Here is a 15,568-nt window from a genome sequence, read left to right on the forward strand (position 1 = left end):
CCGTCTCGTAGGGTGGGCGATCCGTCCACCAGTATCTGTCGAAGGGAGGCAGACTGCCCACCCTACATTACCTGCTCAACCCGCCATGCAACGTCGGCACGTCGAGGCTGGAAAACCCGTAGTGCCGCAGCCAACGCAGGTCGCTGTCGAAGAACGCCCGCAGGTCGGGAATGCCGTATTTCAGCATCGCGATCCGGTCGATCCCCATGCCAAAGGCAAAGCCCTGATAGCGGTCGGGGTCGATGCCGCCGGCCTGCAACACCTTGGGGTGCACCATGCCGGAGCCGAGGATCTCGAGCCAGTCGTCGCCCTCGCCCACCTTCAGCGTGCCGCCTTCCCAGGAACAGCGAATGTCGACCTCGGCCGAGGGTTCGGTAAAGGGGAAATGCGACGCGCGGAAGCGCAGCTCGACCGCGTCGACCTCGAAATAGGCCTTCACGAATTCCTCCAGCACCCATTTCAGGTTGGCCATGGAGATATCGGTGTCGATCGCCAGTCCCTCGACCTGATGGAACATCGGCGTATGGGTCTGGTCGTAATCGGCGCGATAGACGCCGCCGGGGCAGATGATGCGCAGCGGCGCGCCCTGCTGCTCCATCGAGCGGATCTGCACCGGGCTGGTGTGGGTGCGCAGCACATGCGGCGGGCGATTGTCCCCCTCGGCGCGGTGCATGTAGAACGTGTCCATCTCGGCCCGCGCGGGGTGGTGGCCGGGGATATTCAGCGCGTCGAAGTTATGCCAGTCGGTCTCGATCCGCGGCCCTTCGGCGACGGAAAAGCCCATCTCGGCAAAGATCGCGGTGACCTCCTCGGTGGCCTGGCTGACCGGGTGCAGCGTGCCCTGGCGCATCGGCCGGCCCGGCAGGGTCACGTCCAGCCATTCGCTGCGCAGCCGCGCGTCCAGCGCCGCATTGCCCAGCGCCGCCTTCTTGGCGGCCAGCGCGCTGTTGATCTCGTCCTTCAACGCATTCAGCGCCGGGCCGGCAACCTGCCGCTCTTCCGGGGTCATCTTGCCCAGTTCGCGCATCTTCAGGCTGATCTCGCCCTTCTTGCCCACCGCGCCGACGCGGATCGTCTCCAGCGCGGACTCGTCCGCCGCCTCGGCGATCTGCGCCAGATATTTTGCCTTAAGATCGTCCATGACGGTCCCCCGATACTTGGTCACGTCCTGCTAGCCCCGCCGCCCCGCGAATGCAAGCCGGGCGGACCGGATGGACACTCTCCCCCGGCCGCCGCTAGGGTGCCGCCAACAGGCAGGCAGGGAGGCAGGCATGAGCACATCGGAGCATTGCGGCAGGACCGGCGTCGCCGAACGGCGGCCCTGGCTGGTGCTGCTGGGCCTGGCGCTGGGACTGTGCATCACCAACGGCTTCGCGCGGTTCGCCTATGGCCTGCTGCTGCCGGCGATGAAATCGGAACTGGGCTGGAGCTATGCCCAGGCCGGCTGGCTCAACACCGCCAACGCGCTGGGATACCTGGCCGGCGCGGTGCTGACCATGCTGCTGATCGCCCGCATCAGCCCGTCGCGCCTGTTCAGCTTCGGCATCGTCACCACCACGCTGGCGCTGCTGGTCACCGGGTATGACCCGGCGCTGTGGTGGCAGACGCTGTGGCGGGTGCTGGCGGGCGTATTCGGGGCGCTGTCGTTTTCCTCGGGCGGCGCGCTGGCGGCCCAGCTGTTCCGCGACAACCCGCGCAAGAACGCGCTGGCCATCGCGTTCCTGTTCGGCTTTGGCGGCGGCTCGGGCATCGTTCTGGCGGGCGGCGCGCTGCCGCTGATGCTGGAGTGGTACGGCCCCGCCTCCTGGCCGATCGGCTGGTATCTGGTCGGCATCGCCTGTGTGGTCTTCGCCCCGCTCAGCCTCTGGGCCTCGGAAAGCCTGCGTCCGCCCCGGCAGGGCAGGGCACCGCGCGTGCGCCTGCCGCTGGCCCGCATGGGCCCCGAGATCGCCGGCTATGCCGCCTTCGGGCTGGGCTATATCGTCTACATGACCTTCCTCAGCGCCTGGATGACCGAGCAGGGCTCCGGCGGCGGGCTGATCGCGGCGGTCTGGGCGCTGCTGGGGGTGTGCCTGTGCCTGTCGCCGTTTGTCTGGCGGCCGGTCTTTGCCCGTTTCGCCAGCGGGGTGCCGCTGGCGATGATCCTGCTCTGCATCGCCGTTGGATCCGGCCTTGCGGTGATCTACCCCTCGGGCCCGGGCCTTGTGGTCTCGGCGATGATTTTCGGCCTCTCTGTCTTCATGGCGCCGGGCGCGGTGACGAATTTCACCCGCCACAACCTGCCGATGGAAAGCTGGGGCGCCGCGATCAGCCTGTTCACCGTGGTCTTCGCCGTCTCCCAGACCATCGGGCCCGTAGCGGCCGGCTGGCTGGGCGACATGTCGGGCGATATCGGCAACGGGCTGCTGGCGGCGGCGGCGATCCTGGCCGCCGGCGCGCTGATCGCCCTGCTGCAGCGGCCGATCGCCGGGGAATGATCCGCCGCGCTACGGCGGCGCGGTGTCTGCGAGGAACCGTTCAACCGCCACCGGCTCGAGCACGCCCGGCGCCGAGAAGGGATTGGAGAACGCATAGATCAGAAATAGCACGATCCCGGTATAGGCGCCGAACATGGACAACAGGAGGAGATTCAAAGGCAGCGGGCTGAAGAAGAAATAAGAGAACGAGATCAGGACAACCCCGGACACCGCCGCAAACCAGAACGGCACCAGGTTGCCGGAGAACCCGTGGCTTTCACGGTTGTCGCGCATCTTGGCGATTTCTTCGAGATCGGCCAGCATCGCGCTGCGCAGGCTCTCCTGCCGGGGCGTGTCGACCTGTAGGTCCAGCGCGATGTCATAGACCTTCTCCCACTGGCCCCAGGCGGCGCCGCTCAGCCGCCCGGTTTCCCCCAGTTGCGCCCATTCGGCGCCGTAGACGGTTTCGGCATAGGCCCGCAACTCGGCCCGCATCTCCTCCCTCCGATCCGAGCCGTGCCGGTCGATGTCGAAATACAGATCGGTCAGCGCCGAGGCCTCGTGGATCGTCTCCTGTTCCAGATTGTACCGCCCCACGGTTTCCTGCGCGAAGACCAGCGCCCGGATCAGCCCGTGCAGCGCCGAGATGCGGAACACCACCGACCCGGCCAGCTCGCGCGTCTCGTCCCGCACATGCCGCGCCAGACCCGCGCGGGCCAGGAAATAGATCGCCAGCACCAGTCCCGCCGTGCCGACGGCAAACATCAAGCCCCCAAAAACCTGCCCCCCACCCTCGCTCCCTTGCTGTCGCCGGCCTCTGCCGGCGCCAGTCAATTCAATACCGGGTTTCCACCTGCGCCAACAAAAAAAGGCCGCCCGGCAGGGCGGCCTTTCCTCAATCCGTTTTTCGCCTGGCTCAGGCGGCCAGCGCGCCTTTGGCCTGGTCGACGATGGCGCCGAAGGCTGCCGGCTCGTGCACGGCCAGATCGGCCAGAACCTTGCGGTCCACCTCGATGCCGGCCTTGGCCAGACCATTGATGAAGCGGCTGTAGGTCAGCGATTCGTCATGGGAACGCACGGCGGCGTTGATCCGCTGGATCCACAGCGCGCGGAAATTCCGCTTGCGGTTCTTGCGGTCGCGGGTTGCATACTGGTTGGCCTTGTCGACGGCCTGGGTGGCCACCTTGAAGGTGTTCTTGCGACGACCGTAATAGCCTTTGGCGGCCTTGACGATCTTCTTGTGACGGGCGTGGGTTGTGGTTCCACCTTTAACGCGGGACATGTCTTAATCTCCTCTTAGCGGTCGTAGGGCATGAAGCCCTTGACGATCTTGGCGTCGGGGGCGGACATCGTGGTGGTGCCACGCGCGTTGCGGATGAATTTCTTGGTGCGCTTGATCATCCCGTGGCGCTTGCCGGCCTGGGCAGTGATGACCTTGCCGGTCGCACTCACCTTAAAGCGCTTCTTGGCGCTCGATTTGGTCTTCATCTTGGGCATTTCCGTCTCCTGTCTTTCGGGTCGGTTACAAACGCGACTCGGCATGCCACTTGAGCCGGTCGCGCGGTCAGAGGGGCCATGTAGGCAAATCCGCAAAGGGTGGCAAGCCCTTTATGGCATGTAGCGCCCGATCACGGTGAAAAACACATCCGCAACATCGCGCGGCGCATAGCCGACGGGATGGCGGATATGGGCGAACAGGATCATACCCGCCGCGATCAGAAGCGTCGCCGCCGGCGCGACCGGCGGGCGGTTGTCGCTGTAGGCCGAGATCGCCGCCGGAATCGCAAAGACGATCAGCATCAGGCCGAGAACAAGGATCAGGTCGGGATCCACGCGCCTCAGCCCGGGTCGGTGTTGTAGATCAACCGCTCGTCGCAGGGGGCGACGCGCAGGATATTGGTGGTGCCCGGCACGTTGAACGGCACCCCGGCGATGACCACGATCTGATCCACCTCGGTGGCGAACCCGCCGGCGCGGGCGGCCCGGGCGGCATTGACCACCGCCCCCTTGAAGCGTTCCAGCTCGGCCGTCATGACGCAGTTGCAACCCCAGCTCAGGCACAGCCGCCGCGCGGTGCCGCGCTGACTGGTCATGGCGATGATCGGCACGCCGGGGCGTTCCCGCGCGGTCAGCAACGCCGTGGTCCCACTCTGGGTAAAGCAGCAGATCACCTTGATATCCGTGGTCTCGGCGATCTCGCGCGCCGCCGCGACGATGGCATCGGCGATCGTGTGCCCCTCGGTCTGGCGCGAGGCGGCGATGATCGCCGGGTAATTCGGGTCGCCCTCGACCTCGGCGGCGACCTTGTCCATGGTCTGCACCGCCTCGACCGGATACTGCCCGGCGGCCGATTCCGCGCTGAGCATGATGGCGTCGGTCCCCTCGTAGATCGCGGCGGCCACGTCCGAAACCTCGGCGCGGGTGGGCATCGGGCTTTCGATCATGCTCTCCAGCATCTGCGTGGCCACGATCACCGGCTTGGCGGCGGCCCGGCATTTGCGGATCAGCCGCTTCTGGATCGGCGGCACCTTCTGCACCGGCAGTTCGACACCGAGATCGCCGCGCGCCACCATGATCCCGTCCGAGACGGCGAGGATCTCGTCGAACCGCTCCACCGCGGAGGGTTTCTCGATCTTCGCCAGCAGTGCGGCGCGCCCATCGGCCAGCGCCCGCGCCTCGGTCACATCCTCGGCGCGCTGGACAAAGGACAGCGCCAGCCAGTCCACACCCAGCGTGCAGACAAATTCCAGATCGGCGCGGTCCTTGTCCGAGAGCGCCGCCAGCGGCAGCACCACGTCAGGCACGTTCACGCCCTTGCGGTCGGAAATCTCGCCGCCCGCGATCACCGTGCAGTCGGCGAAATCGGCGCCGCAGCTTTCGACCCGCAGACGGATCTTGCCGTCGTTGACCAGCAGCGTCGCGCCCGGCGCGAGGGCTTGGAAGATCTCGGGATGTGGCAGGCAGACGCGGGATGCGTCCCCCGGCGCGCCGTCGAGGTCGAAGCGAAAGGCGGCGCCGTCCCGCAACTCCAACGGGCCCGAGGCGAAGGTGCCGACGCGCAGTTTCGGCCCCTGCAGGTCGGCCAGGATGGCGATCGGGCTGTCGAGGTCGCGTTCGATCTGGCGAATGATGCGGTGCTTTTCGCGGATCTCGTCGTGACTGCCGTGGCTCATGTTCAGGCGGAACACGTCGGCGCCGGCCTCATGCAGGGCGCGGATGGTGTCGTAATCCTCCGACGCCGGCCCCAGGGTGGCCACGATCTTGACGTTTCGCAGGCGCCTCATTCCACACTCTCCTTGCTTCAGATGCAGGCGCATCGCGCCCCGGTCACGGCATGTTACCGCAAACACCCGCCCACCGGTTATTGCCCAATTCCCATTTTCGGGCAACTGCCCTAAAGGTGTCGGCAAAACGATGACAGGCAAATGACATATACTCCGTATTTCCTCCATGGTGAAACCCGTCCCGGCCGCTGGTTGGTCACCTGCGACCATGCGACCAACACCGTGCCGCCGCAGATCGGCGGCGGCGAACTGGGGCTGCCGCGCCCGGATATGGAGCGCCATATCGCCTATGACGTGGGCGCCTATGGCGTCGCCCGACATCTGGGCGAATTGCTGGATGGTCCTGTAATCGCATCGAATTTCTCGCGCCTTGTGATCGATCCCAACCGCGGCGAGGACGATCCGACCCTGCTGATGAAGCTTTATGACGGCTCGGTGATCCCGGCCAACCGCGAGGCCGACGCGGCCGAACGGGACCGCCGGCTGACCCTGTGCTATCGGCCCTATCACCAGGCGCTGGGACGGCTGGCCGCCCTGCCCCATGCGGTGATCCTGTCGGTTCACTCCTTTACCCGCCAGCTGCGCGGCCGCGATCCGCGCCCCTGGGAGATCGGCGTGCTTTACGCCCGCGACGACCGGCTGGCGCGGCCGCTGATCCGGCTGCTGGAGGCCGAGGGCGACCTGACCGTCGGCGACAACGAACCCTACAGCGGCCACCTGCCCGGCGATTCCATCGACAAGCATGCGCTGGCGCAGGGCCGGCCGAATGTACTGATCGAGCTGCGCAACGACCTGATCGCGGATGAGGCCGGACAGCGGGCCTGGGCCGAGCGGCTGGCGCCGCTGCTGCAGCGCGCGCTGGAGGGCTCCGGGCTCTGATCGGGGAGTTTTCGGGCCGTTTCGTACACACTTCGGGCCGGACCCGGACCCCGCGACATGCAGTTTGGGGAATTTTCGCGCCGTTTAGTACATTTCCCCGCGACGGGTGACAGCGGCGCCGATTGCCCCTAAATCTGTCCCCGACGGCAAGGGAGCGCGCACATGGATCAACAAACCGAAATCGAAATTCAGGCCGCGGCGTTTCGCCGGCTGCAACAGCACCTGATGCAGGACCGCGCGGACGTGCAGAACATCGACCTGATGAATCTGGCCGGATTCTGCCGCAACTGCCTGAGCCGCTGGTACCAGGAGGCCGCCAACGCGCGCGGCATCGAGATGACCAAGGACGAGGGGCGCGAAGCCTTTTACGGCATGCCCTATGACCAGTGGAAGACGCAGAACCAGACCGAGGCCAGCCCGGAGAAACAGGCGGCCTTCGAGACGGCATTTGCGGAGAACGTCGGGAAAGAGAAGGGCTGAGGGGGAGGCGCTGGAGCCGGATCGCGGCCTCAACCGCTGCCGGTCGGTTCAGGGCTGCGGGAGTGTTGGACTGCTCGCAGGCCGAAGTGGACATTTGTTCCGGCGCCATCACCTGCCAGCGCAACGTGCCGGAAGGGCGGAGAACGGTCGTTCGCTGCGGACGACACGAACGGCGGAAACGCGGGGTGGATTTTCTCGCAGCATTTCCCCGGCCGCACGAGAGCCTTCCGACGAGGACACATCAATCGAAAGCAAGTCTGCGACGCGGGTGACGCTTGCTGTTTTCCCGGGCCATGCTATCCAGTCGGTGTAATGCGGTTCCTGTTGCGGATATTTCCCCTGCGCGCGCTGATCGTGCTGATGATTGTTGCCTTGGCAACGTCAGGCTTTGCGCATCGTTTCGTAACGCCCGCCGAGCAGGCGGCGTTGGACTATGCTCAGGCCTTCGACCTGGAGGCATCCGAAATTTGCGGTGGCGTCGGAGGCAAGGGCGCGCAACAGGGCTGTGATGCCTGTCGCCTGCACGCGGCCATGTCCCTGCCAGAACCGGCCGTTTCGATGATTGTCGCCGCGCTTTCGCTCGACCTCGCCGACTGGACGCCGCAACCATCCATCTCGTATGCCCTGAGCGTCGGGGCCACACGCCGGGTGCGCGCGCCTCCGACTGTCTGACGCCTTTCGCTTTTCGTGAAACGCTTGCCCGGCGGTCTTGCCCGGGTTCGGACATTGGAGAACACCCATGACATCCTTCGTATGTCGCGCGGCGCTTGCCTGTTGGCTCCCCGTGACTGCCGCGCTGGCGGGCCGGCCCATCCCGATCGGTTTCGACGCCGGGATCGGCGGCAAGCCCTTTGCCTGTGACGCGACCTAAGCGGTGCCGGGCCGCCCCGAGGCCCAAATCGGCGGCCTCATCGCCGGTCTCGGAAGCCTCACCGATCAGACCTTCCTGACCAGACCGGGCCATACCGCCCCATGGCCCGAGGACCACCCCGCCCGGATCAACCGGGCCGACCCCCTGAAAGGACCAGCATGAAACGCGCACTGTTTTCCCTGATGCTGCTGGGCACGCCCCTGGCGGCGCATGACCGGATGGCCGGCGACCTGCACATCATCCACCCATCGATCCCCGCGCCTGCCGCGTCGGCCCAGTCGGCGGCAGGCTATGTGACCATCTCGAACGACGGCGACACGCCCGAGGAACTGATCGGCGTGCGCACGCCCTTCGCCGCCTCGACGACGCTGCACAGCACGATCTTCGAGGACGGCATCGCCAGGATGCACCCGCTGGCCGGCCTGACCATCGCGCCGGGCGAGGTGATCAATCTGGAACCCGGAGGGGACCATGTGATGTTCATGGGCCTGACCAGCCCGGCGGTTGAAGGAGACATGATCCCCGCCACGCTGATCTTCCGGAATGCGGGCGAAGTGGCTGTCGAATTCATGGTCGATCCCGCAAACGGGGCCGATCATTCAACGGATCACAGCGGTCACTGACCCTTGTATCTTGCGGGCCTCATAACACGTGCATTGCTGCTTCTGGCGCTGCTCGGCACGGCCACCGTGCCGAACGGGCTGATGCGTGCGCAGGGGCCCGATGGCATGCGGCTGGTGCTGTGCACCTCCGATGGCACCCAGGAGGTCTGGCTGACCGATGACGGAGAGGCCATTCCCGTCGAGGACGGCCATCCCGGGGATGCCGACCACGACCAGCCGCATTGCGTTCAGGTTAGCGTCGCCGGGACCGAGGCCCCGACGCCGATCGGCGCCCTGGTCCGCCTGCCACGCTGGCCCACGGCTCCGCCAGCCATCACGGCGCAACGGCCCACCGGTCAATCCCGCCCCACCCGTCATCGCGTCCGTGCGCCCCCCGTCCAGGTCTGATCCTTCCACCGGGGGCCGCGCGCCCCTTGTCCCGCGATCCAAGACAAGGACGTTCCACATGAACGCGATGAACCACCAATGGGCAGCAAAGGCCCTCAGCCTGAATGCCCGCAAACACCTGCCCCCCGCACTTTTCCGCGGCCTGACCCGCCGCGAGGCGCACCACATCCAGCGCAATTTCAGCGAAAACCTGTTTCATCCGGGCGAGCCTGTCCCCAGAAATCCGGCCGATGCGCCCTTTGTCGCGCTGCTGCTCTGCGGCACCCTGCGCGAGGACGTGCGCGACGCGCAGGGCGCGTGGAGGCTTTTTGCGTTGACCTTCACGGGCGAGTTACTGTCGCCGCTGGGTCCGAGCGGATCCGGCGGCCGGTTGAGCGCGCTCGAACGGACAGTGCTGCTGACCTGCGACCGCACCAACTTTGACGCGCTGGCGACGGAAATTCCACGCCTGCGGCTCAACCTGCTGCACCTGATGCAAGGCCAGATCGCCGAAACGCATCGCTGGCAGACACTGCTGGGCCGCAAGACCGCGTCCGAGCGCGTGGCCTCGATGCTCGAATGGTTCCATGTCCGGCAGGGCGAGCGGGGTAAGCTGGTGCTGCCCGTAAACCGTGCCGAACTGGGACAGATGTCCGGCCTGACGCTGGAGACCGTCTCGCGCCAGATCCGCAGGCTGGAAAAGGCCCGGATAATCGCCCTGCCTCAGCCCAGCCGGGTTCAGGTGCTGAACCCGACCGCCCTGCACACCCTCACCGGCGATGCGCCCGCGCACCGCGCGGCCTGACCCTTTCATGACAACAGGAGAGACCATGAAACCCGTGAAATCCGCCATCCTGGCTTGCGGCCTGATCGCCCTGAGCAGCGCGGCCTGTGCCGAAATCACCATCACCGACCTGCGGGATCGTACCGTCACCCTGGACGCGCCCGCCGAACGGGTGCTGCTGGGGTTCTACTACGAGGATTACCTGGCCGTGGCGGGTGACGGTGCTGTCGACAAGATCGTCGGCCTGTCGCGTGGACCCTGGGCCGGCTGGCGGCCCGGGCAGTGGGAGGCCTACACGCAAACCTTCCCGCAACTGGCGAACCTGCCCGATGTGGGCGACACCGAAAGCAGCACCTTTTCGATCGAGGCGGCGCTGTCGACCGATCCCGACCTCGTGATCCTTGCGGGCTGGCAATACGACGCGCTTGGAGAAAGCGTGCAACAATTCGATACGGCGGGCATTCCGGTGCTGGTGCTCGACTACAACGCGCAGACGCTGGCGGCGCACCTGGCCTCGACCCGCGCACTGGGGCAGGCAATGGGCGCCGAGGACCGGGCCGAGACGCTGGCGACGCTCTATGCCGAGATGACCGCCGACACCGCCGCCCGCGTGGCCGCCTCGACCGAACAGCCCAAGGTCTATGTGGAACTAGCGCAAAAGGGCCCCGACGAGGTGGGAAATTCCTACGCGGGCGGCATGTGGGGCGGCGTCATCGACCGGCTCAACGGGCGCAACATCGCCAATGGGCAGATCGAGAACTGGGGGCCGCTCTCGCCCGAATACGTGCTGGCCGAGGCACCCGAGGTCATCTTGCTGTCGGGCTCCGAGTGGCTGAACCGCCCCGCCGCCGTGCCGATGGGCTTTGGCGCGGACAAGGCGCTCGCACAGGTGCGAATCGACGCCTACATGGGCCGCCCCGGGTGGTCGGACCTTCCCGCCGTACAGAACGGCAAGGTCTTTGGCATCTATCACGGCGGCTCGCGCACCCTGTCGGATTTCGCCTATTTCCGCTTTCTCGGTAAGGCGCTGCACCCGGAGGCCTTTGCCGATGTCGACCCGCAGGCCGAGCTGACGCAGTTCTATGTCGACTGGCTGCCGATCAAGCCCGAGGGCACCTTCGTGATACAGGCGGAATGAGCGTCCTGGCCCATGACCGGCGCGATGGGTTCACCCGCGCCGGGATATCGCGGATGGGGGCGGTTTGCGCCGCCCTCATCTTGTTGTCCACGCTGATGGTGGCCGATCTCGTGACCGGCCCCGCCGGGCTGCCGCTATCCGAGGTGCTGCACGGCCTGCGCGAAGGCCCGTCCGGCGAGGACCGCCGTCTGGCCACGATCCTGTGGCACCTGCGAATGCCGCAGACGCTGATGGCGGCGCTGGTGGGCGCGGCGCTGGGGATCTCGGGGCTGATGATGCAGACCATCCTGAACAACCCGCTGGCCAGCCCCTATACACTGGGCTTTTCCGCCGCGGCCGGGTTCGGCGCGGCGTCGGTGATCCTCTTCGGCACGGCCCTGCCGGTCGCCATGTGGATCGGCGTGCCAATCGCGGCCTTTGCCGCCACGCTGGCGGCCGCTGGTCTGGTCTACCTCGTCGCCCGCTTTCGCGGGGCCTCACCCGAGTTGCTGGTGCTGGCGGGCATCGCCGTGCTGTTCCTGTTTCAATCGCTGCAATCGCTGCTGCAATTCATGGCCGCGCCAGAAGTGCTGCAACAGATCGTCTTCTGGCTGTTCGGCAGCCTTCTCAAGGCGACGTGGACCTCGGTCAAGGTGCTGTCCGTGATCTTGGCCCTGGCTCTACCCCTGATTGCGCGCGAGGTCTGGAACCTGACCGCGCTGCGCCTTGGCGATGGCAACGCCGCCAGCCTTGGCCTGAACGTCGAGGCTCTGCGCCGCCGCGTTCTGGTGCTGGTGGCCCTGCTGACGGCCGGGGCGGTCTGCTTTACCGGAACGATCGGCTTCGTCGGGCTGATCGCCCCGCACGTGGGCCGCGCGCTGGTGGGCGAGGACCACCGTTTCGGCCTGCCCTTGGCGGGGATCGTGGGGGCGGTCGTACTGGTCGCGGCCTCGGTCACGGGCAAGCTCATTTCCCCCGGCGCGGTCATTCCCGTGGGCATCATCACTGCCATCGCCGGCATTCCCATGCTGTTCGGGGTCATCCTGATGAGGGGCCGCACATGAACCTGATTCTGACAGATTTTTCCGTTCACGCCGGACAGCGTCGCCTGCTCCACCTGCCCGAGCTGGCGTTGCCTGCCACCGGCCTGATCGGCATCATCGGTCCCAATGGCGCGGGCAAGTCCACGCTGCTGCACGCGATGGCCGGGCTTGTCGCCCACGCGGGCACAAAAACCCTGGACGACGGCTGGCCCGCCCCCGCGCGCATCGGTTTCCTGCCGCAGAATTTCGCTGTATCCGCGGCCATTTCCGTGGCCGAGTGTGTCCTGCTGGGGCGGCGTGAGCAGCTGGGATGGCGCGTGACGACGCGTGACCGGGCCGAGGTCGCCCGCGCGCTGGAGATGCTGGACCTGTCCCACCTCGCCGGGATTCGCATGGACTGCCTCTCCGGCGGGCAGCAACAGCGTGTTCTGCTCGCGCAGCGCCTGTTGCGCCATCCGCGTCTGCTGCTGTTGGACGAACCGACCAGCGCGCTCGACATGCGCCACCAGCTCGAGGTCTTGACCCGACTGAAATCTTTGTCCCAGGGAATGCTCGTGATCGCCGCGCTGCACGACCTGACCTTGGCCGGGCGCTTTGCCGATCATCTCGTCCTGCTGGAGGCCGGCACGCTGAAGGTATCGGCTCATCCATCAAAGGCCCTGGCCCCCGGTGTCCTCAACCCGGTCTACGGCATCCACAGCGAGCTTCTTCTGGATCAGTCCAACCACCTTGTGGTGGTCGCCCACCGTGCGTCCTAATCCGCATATGAGGTGGGTCTTGAAAAACGTCGACCCCAGTATTGAGAAGCAACGGAACCGACTCGTGCAAGTGCTCCATGAAGACCCGCTTCGCAATGCCTCCGGACCTTCGCTGCGCCACGTGCGAATGGCAGCTAGGGGCCGGCCGCTACCGACCGGCCCCGCTTCTCAGAGCTCCACCGCCTCTGCGATGGCGAGCGCATCTTCGAGCTCTACTCCGAGGTAGCGCACCGTGCTATCCATCTTCGTATGGCCGAGCAGGAGCTGCACCGCGCGAAGGTTGCCAGTCTTGCGATATATCTGCGCCACCTTGGTCCGCCGCATGGAGTGGGTGCCGTAGGCGCTTGGCTCGAGACCGATCGAGGTCACCCAGTCCCTCACGAGGCGGGCGTATTGCCTTGTCGAAATATGCCGACGTTCGTGAAAGCGCCCCGGCCAGAGATGCTCCGACCCGACCATCAGGGGAGCCTCGAGCCAAGTCGCGATGGCTTTTCGCGTCCCCCCGGTGATCTCGAAGCTGACCGGCCTCCGAGTTTTGCTCTGGACGATCGAAGCGCGGTGCTTGACCTGTCCGGCCGCATAGACGTCAGCGACCTTCAGCTTCACCAGGTCGCATCCGCGCAACTTGCTGTCGATGGCGAGATTAAAGAGTGCCAGTTCGCGAGTCCGCTGAGCGATCTCAAGGCGGACCCGGATTGCCCATACATGCTTAGGTTCGAGCGGACGCTTCTGGCCGACGATGCGGCCCTTGTTCCAAGCGGGACGGCAGGCACGGATGGCCGGCAGGTTTGTAGTCGGCATGGTGGTTCCTCCGATCCACCACGCCCGCCACGTCTTCGGCGCTATGCCGACAGCCGAGTATAGCAAATCCGCTGCGCTGCGGGCGGATCACGTCCGGCCGAGCCTGCCGCAGCGCCGCATGACCGCTTCGAGCCCTTGGTAGCCATCTTCGCTGACGGCCGGATCACCGATGTTGCGGCGGTGTGAGAAAGCGGTTTACGCTTTCAGAACAGTCTGCTCGCTTGCAACGGAGGAACCTACCATGACGGCAATTATTATTGGCCAGATGATGATCCATAGCCGGGATTGGATGGATGAATACTTCACCAAGATCCCCGATGTAGTGACTGCGCATAAAGGAAAATTCAGGGTCCGCGGTGGCGACCCAATGGGGATGGAAGGCGACAACCCGGTGCCGGACGCTGCTTTCATAATAGAGTTCCCCGATCGCAATCATGCCGAGGCTTTCTGGAAATCGGACGAATTTCAGTCGCTCGCCGCCCTGCGCCGCTCTGGTTCCACTCTGAACGCCATTCTCGTCAACGCGATTGAGTGAAACTATGTCCTCTTTGTCCGCACTGCCGACTTCGGTTCTTTCAAAGTGCTGCTGCCTGCATGAATGACCGGTTCGGTGAAGCTGCGGTGCGGCACTGGCGATTGCCCTGGATGACCGCTCTGGGCCGGAGATCATTTCGAGATCTCGGCTTTTGTGTATATTCAAGTAATTCATAGACGGAGGGGCGCAGCATGTGGGTTGAGCGTGTACAATATGCCGTTGGGCAAGGAGGCTTTCATGGTGGTGGCGTTTATGCCGGATCTTACCGAGATTGCACCCTTCCACCGGCATTCACTTACGTCTACGACTGTGGGTCAGATCAGAGCTGGGCGCTCGATCCCGCCGTCGACCGTTTTGCGGCGCGCTTCGGCGACATTGATGCGCTCTTTATTTCCCATCTCGACCGCGACCATGTGAATGGCATCGACAGCCTTCTGAGCAAAGCTGATGTCGACACGGTGTATCTGCCTTATCTGAATGACGTTTGCCAGGTCCTCGATCTCTTGGAGGCCGACGGTGAGTCGGGTTTGAGTGGTTCGCTGATCGAAGCTGCACTTGATCCCGCGAGTTGGTTTGGCAGCCGAGGTGTAAGACGCGTCATCCGCGTTGGACCCGGTGGCCCAGAAGGTTCAGATGGGCCCTTTCTACCAGAACCCTCGCGCGAACCTGAGCCGGATCGATCGGAGATTGTCGCCAAGATCGGTCCACAGGATGCGACCGTTCTCACTCAAGGACGGGAAGGCTCGCGCGCCGAGCTTTGCAGGCTGACGCCCGGTAGTTCGGTTGTGTTTTCCGGCGATGCTGGTCTGTTGGATTGGGTGCTTATTCCACATGTGACACCGGCCCCGAAAGAAAACGTGGCTGCATTCCTCAAGGCACTGAGGTCCGCTCTTGATCTTGAGACCGGTCGCCGCCTCAACACCTCGCGGCTTCTCGAAGGCCTCTCCAAAGCCAGAACACGCAAGAAAATGAAGGACTCCTACGAGGCCATCATTGCCGGTGGTGCCAGGCGCATGCACAATAGGATCTCGATGTCGCTTTATTCAGGACCGACTGGCAGGGGGAGCCGAACCCATTGGGTTTCTGAGCTGGATGCGTCGAGGTGGCTCGGCCACTGCCCCTATCAGGAAGCGATCCCCCCAGCACCCGTTGGATGGCTTGGAACCGGCGACGCAACGCTAAAGGTAGAGGATGTTTGGAATGCGTTTCGCGCAGCTTATGACCCTGTGCTTGGTGAGGTGGTCACACTTGATCTGCCGCATCATGGCTCAAAACACAATTTCAGAAGCGACCTGACAGCTTTGCCGGGATTGAGACATGCGATTGCCAACGCCTCCAAGCCCTCTCGTCACAAGCACCCCAGCCCGTATGTCATCCACGAGCTGGAGAGCGCTGGCATTCATGCTTGGCTGGTCTCGCAAGAACCAAGCACCGAGTTGGAGGAAACGGTCTGGCAAGTACGCTGATCTGTGCCCACCATGAACGTCCGCTTAGGAAAGCCGCAGCGCAGCATTACGTTACTCGGTCAGCGGCGGCTTTGGGCCGGTCGCGCCGGTTGATCAGCCACCACG

The 15,568-nt window shown here is 65.1% G+C and carries 19 protein-coding genes; 12 read left to right on the plus strand and 7 right to left on the minus strand.

Annotated features, from left to right (window positions below; all coding sequences use genetic code 11):
• Positions 1-67 precede the first annotated feature (67 nt).
• Positions 68-1,141, minus strand: coding sequence for a phenylalanine--tRNA ligase subunit alpha (gene pheS / locus E1832_RS19735; protein WP_133361495.1), 1,074 nt, complete (start codon positions 1,139-1,141; stop codon positions 68-70).
• Between the two features lie 130 nt (positions 1,142-1,271).
• Between pheS and E1832_RS19740 the strand changes: the two genes are divergently transcribed.
• Positions 1,272-2,477, plus strand: coding sequence for a YbfB/YjiJ family MFS transporter (locus tag E1832_RS19740; RefSeq protein WP_133361496.1), 1,206 nt, complete (start codon positions 1,272-1,274; stop codon positions 2,475-2,477).
• Positions 2,478-2,486: 9 nt separating this feature from the next.
• On the opposite strand, the gene E1832_RS19745 is transcribed toward E1832_RS19740, so the two are convergent.
• The 5 genes from E1832_RS19745 to pyk all read right to left on the minus strand — a co-directional run bounded on the left by E1832_RS19745 (position 2,487) and on the right by pyk (position 5,740).
• Positions 2,487-3,221 (minus strand): bestrophin-like domain, encoded by a 735-nt coding sequence (locus tag E1832_RS19745; RefSeq protein ID WP_165978933.1) that lies wholly within the window; start codon positions 3,219-3,221, stop codon positions 2,487-2,489.
• A 151-nt stretch (positions 3,222-3,372) separates the two neighbouring features.
• Positions 3,373-3,738 (minus strand): 50S ribosomal protein L20, encoded by a 366-nt coding sequence (rplT, locus tag E1832_RS19750; RefSeq protein WP_133361498.1) that lies wholly within the window; start codon positions 3,736-3,738, stop codon positions 3,373-3,375.
• 14 nt (positions 3,739-3,752) lie between these two features.
• The gene (gene rpmI / locus E1832_RS19755; protein WP_133361499.1) at positions 3,753-3,953 is read right to left on the minus strand and encodes a 50S ribosomal protein L35; all 201 of its coding nucleotides are present in this window, start codon (positions 3,951-3,953) and stop codon (positions 3,753-3,755) included.
• 111 nt (positions 3,954-4,064) lie between these two features.
• Positions 4,065-4,289, minus strand: a complete 225-nt coding sequence (locus E1832_RS19760) for a hypothetical protein (protein WP_133361500.1) — start codon at positions 4,287-4,289, stop codon at positions 4,065-4,067.
• A gap of 5 nt (positions 4,290-4,294) precedes the next feature.
• A complete protein-coding gene (gene pyk / locus E1832_RS19765) occupies positions 4,295-5,740 on the minus strand; it encodes a pyruvate kinase (RefSeq protein WP_133361501.1) in 1,446 nt (481 codons plus the stop codon).
• Positions 5,741-5,881: 141 nt separating this feature from the next.
• Between pyk and E1832_RS19770 the strand changes: the two genes are divergently transcribed.
• The 9 genes from E1832_RS19770 to E1832_RS19810 all read left to right on the plus strand — a co-directional run bounded on the left by E1832_RS19770 (position 5,882) and on the right by E1832_RS19810 (position 12,661).
• Complete coding sequence (locus E1832_RS19770) at positions 5,882-6,619, plus strand: N-formylglutamate amidohydrolase (RefSeq protein ID WP_133361502.1); 738 nt, start codon at positions 5,882-5,884, stop codon at positions 6,617-6,619.
• A gap of 162 nt (positions 6,620-6,781) precedes the next feature.
• Positions 6,782-7,099, plus strand: a complete 318-nt coding sequence (locus tag E1832_RS19775; RefSeq protein WP_133361503.1) for a DUF1244 domain-containing protein — start codon at positions 6,782-6,784, stop codon at positions 7,097-7,099.
• 312 nt (positions 7,100-7,411) lie between these two features.
• Positions 7,412-7,771 carry a polyketide synthase gene (locus E1832_RS19780; protein ID WP_133361504.1) on the plus strand — a complete coding sequence of 120 codons (360 nt, stop codon included), beginning with the start codon at positions 7,412-7,414 and terminating at the stop codon, positions 7,769-7,771.
• A 357-nt stretch (positions 7,772-8,128) separates the two neighbouring features.
• Complete coding sequence (locus E1832_RS19785; protein ID WP_133361505.1) at positions 8,129-8,593, plus strand: copper chaperone PCu(A)C; 465 nt, start codon at positions 8,129-8,131, stop codon at positions 8,591-8,593.
• A 33-nt stretch (positions 8,594-8,626) separates the two neighbouring features.
• Complete coding sequence (locus E1832_RS19790) at positions 8,627-8,980, plus strand: DUF2946 family protein (RefSeq protein WP_133361506.1); 354 nt, start codon at positions 8,627-8,629, stop codon at positions 8,978-8,980.
• Positions 8,981-9,038: 58 nt separating this feature from the next.
• A complete protein-coding gene (locus tag E1832_RS19795) occupies positions 9,039-9,764 on the plus strand; it encodes a Crp/Fnr family transcriptional regulator (RefSeq protein WP_245514054.1) in 726 nt (241 codons plus the stop codon).
• A gap of 25 nt (positions 9,765-9,789) precedes the next feature.
• The gene (locus tag E1832_RS19800; RefSeq protein WP_133361507.1) at positions 9,790-10,881 is read left to right on the plus strand and encodes an ABC transporter substrate-binding protein; all 1,092 of its coding nucleotides are present in this window, start codon (positions 9,790-9,792) and stop codon (positions 10,879-10,881) included.
• Positions 10,878-11,924 (plus strand): FecCD family ABC transporter permease, encoded by a 1,047-nt coding sequence (locus tag E1832_RS19805; protein WP_133361508.1) that lies wholly within the window; start codon positions 10,878-10,880, stop codon positions 11,922-11,924. Before E1832_RS19800 ends, E1832_RS19805 begins: the two co-directional genes overlap by 4 nt.
• Entirely contained in the window at positions 11,921-12,661 is a 741-nt protein-coding gene (locus tag E1832_RS19810) for an ABC transporter ATP-binding protein (RefSeq protein WP_133361509.1), read from the plus strand. Before E1832_RS19805 ends, E1832_RS19810 begins: the two co-directional genes overlap by 4 nt.
• 168 nt (positions 12,662-12,829) lie before the next feature.
• Here the strand turns inward: E1832_RS19810 and E1832_RS19815 are convergent, their stop codons facing one another.
• A complete protein-coding gene (locus E1832_RS19815) occupies positions 12,830-13,462 on the minus strand; it encodes a tyrosine-type recombinase/integrase (RefSeq protein WP_133361510.1) in 633 nt (210 codons plus the stop codon).
• A gap of 241 nt (positions 13,463-13,703) precedes the next feature.
• Here E1832_RS19815 and E1832_RS19820 point away from each other — a divergent pair, with 241 nt between their 5' ends.
• Together E1832_RS19820 and E1832_RS19825 are read left to right on the plus strand one after the other, a co-directional pair.
• The gene (locus tag E1832_RS19820) at positions 13,704-13,997 is read left to right on the plus strand and encodes a DUF1330 domain-containing protein (protein WP_165978934.1); all 294 of its coding nucleotides are present in this window, start codon (positions 13,704-13,706) and stop codon (positions 13,995-13,997) included.
• 191 nt (positions 13,998-14,188) lie between these two features.
• On the plus strand, positions 14,189-15,463 hold the full coding sequence (locus tag E1832_RS19825) for an MBL fold metallo-hydrolase (RefSeq protein WP_133361512.1): 1,275 nt from the start codon (positions 14,189-14,191) through the stop codon (positions 15,461-15,463).
• Positions 15,464-15,568: the final 105 nt, after the last annotated feature.

Origin of the sequence: Antarcticimicrobium luteum, assembly GCF_004358185.1 — a bacterium.
In the GTDB taxonomy this organism is placed as follows: domain Bacteria; phylum Pseudomonadota; class Alphaproteobacteria; order Rhodobacterales; family Rhodobacteraceae; genus Antarcticimicrobium; species Antarcticimicrobium luteum.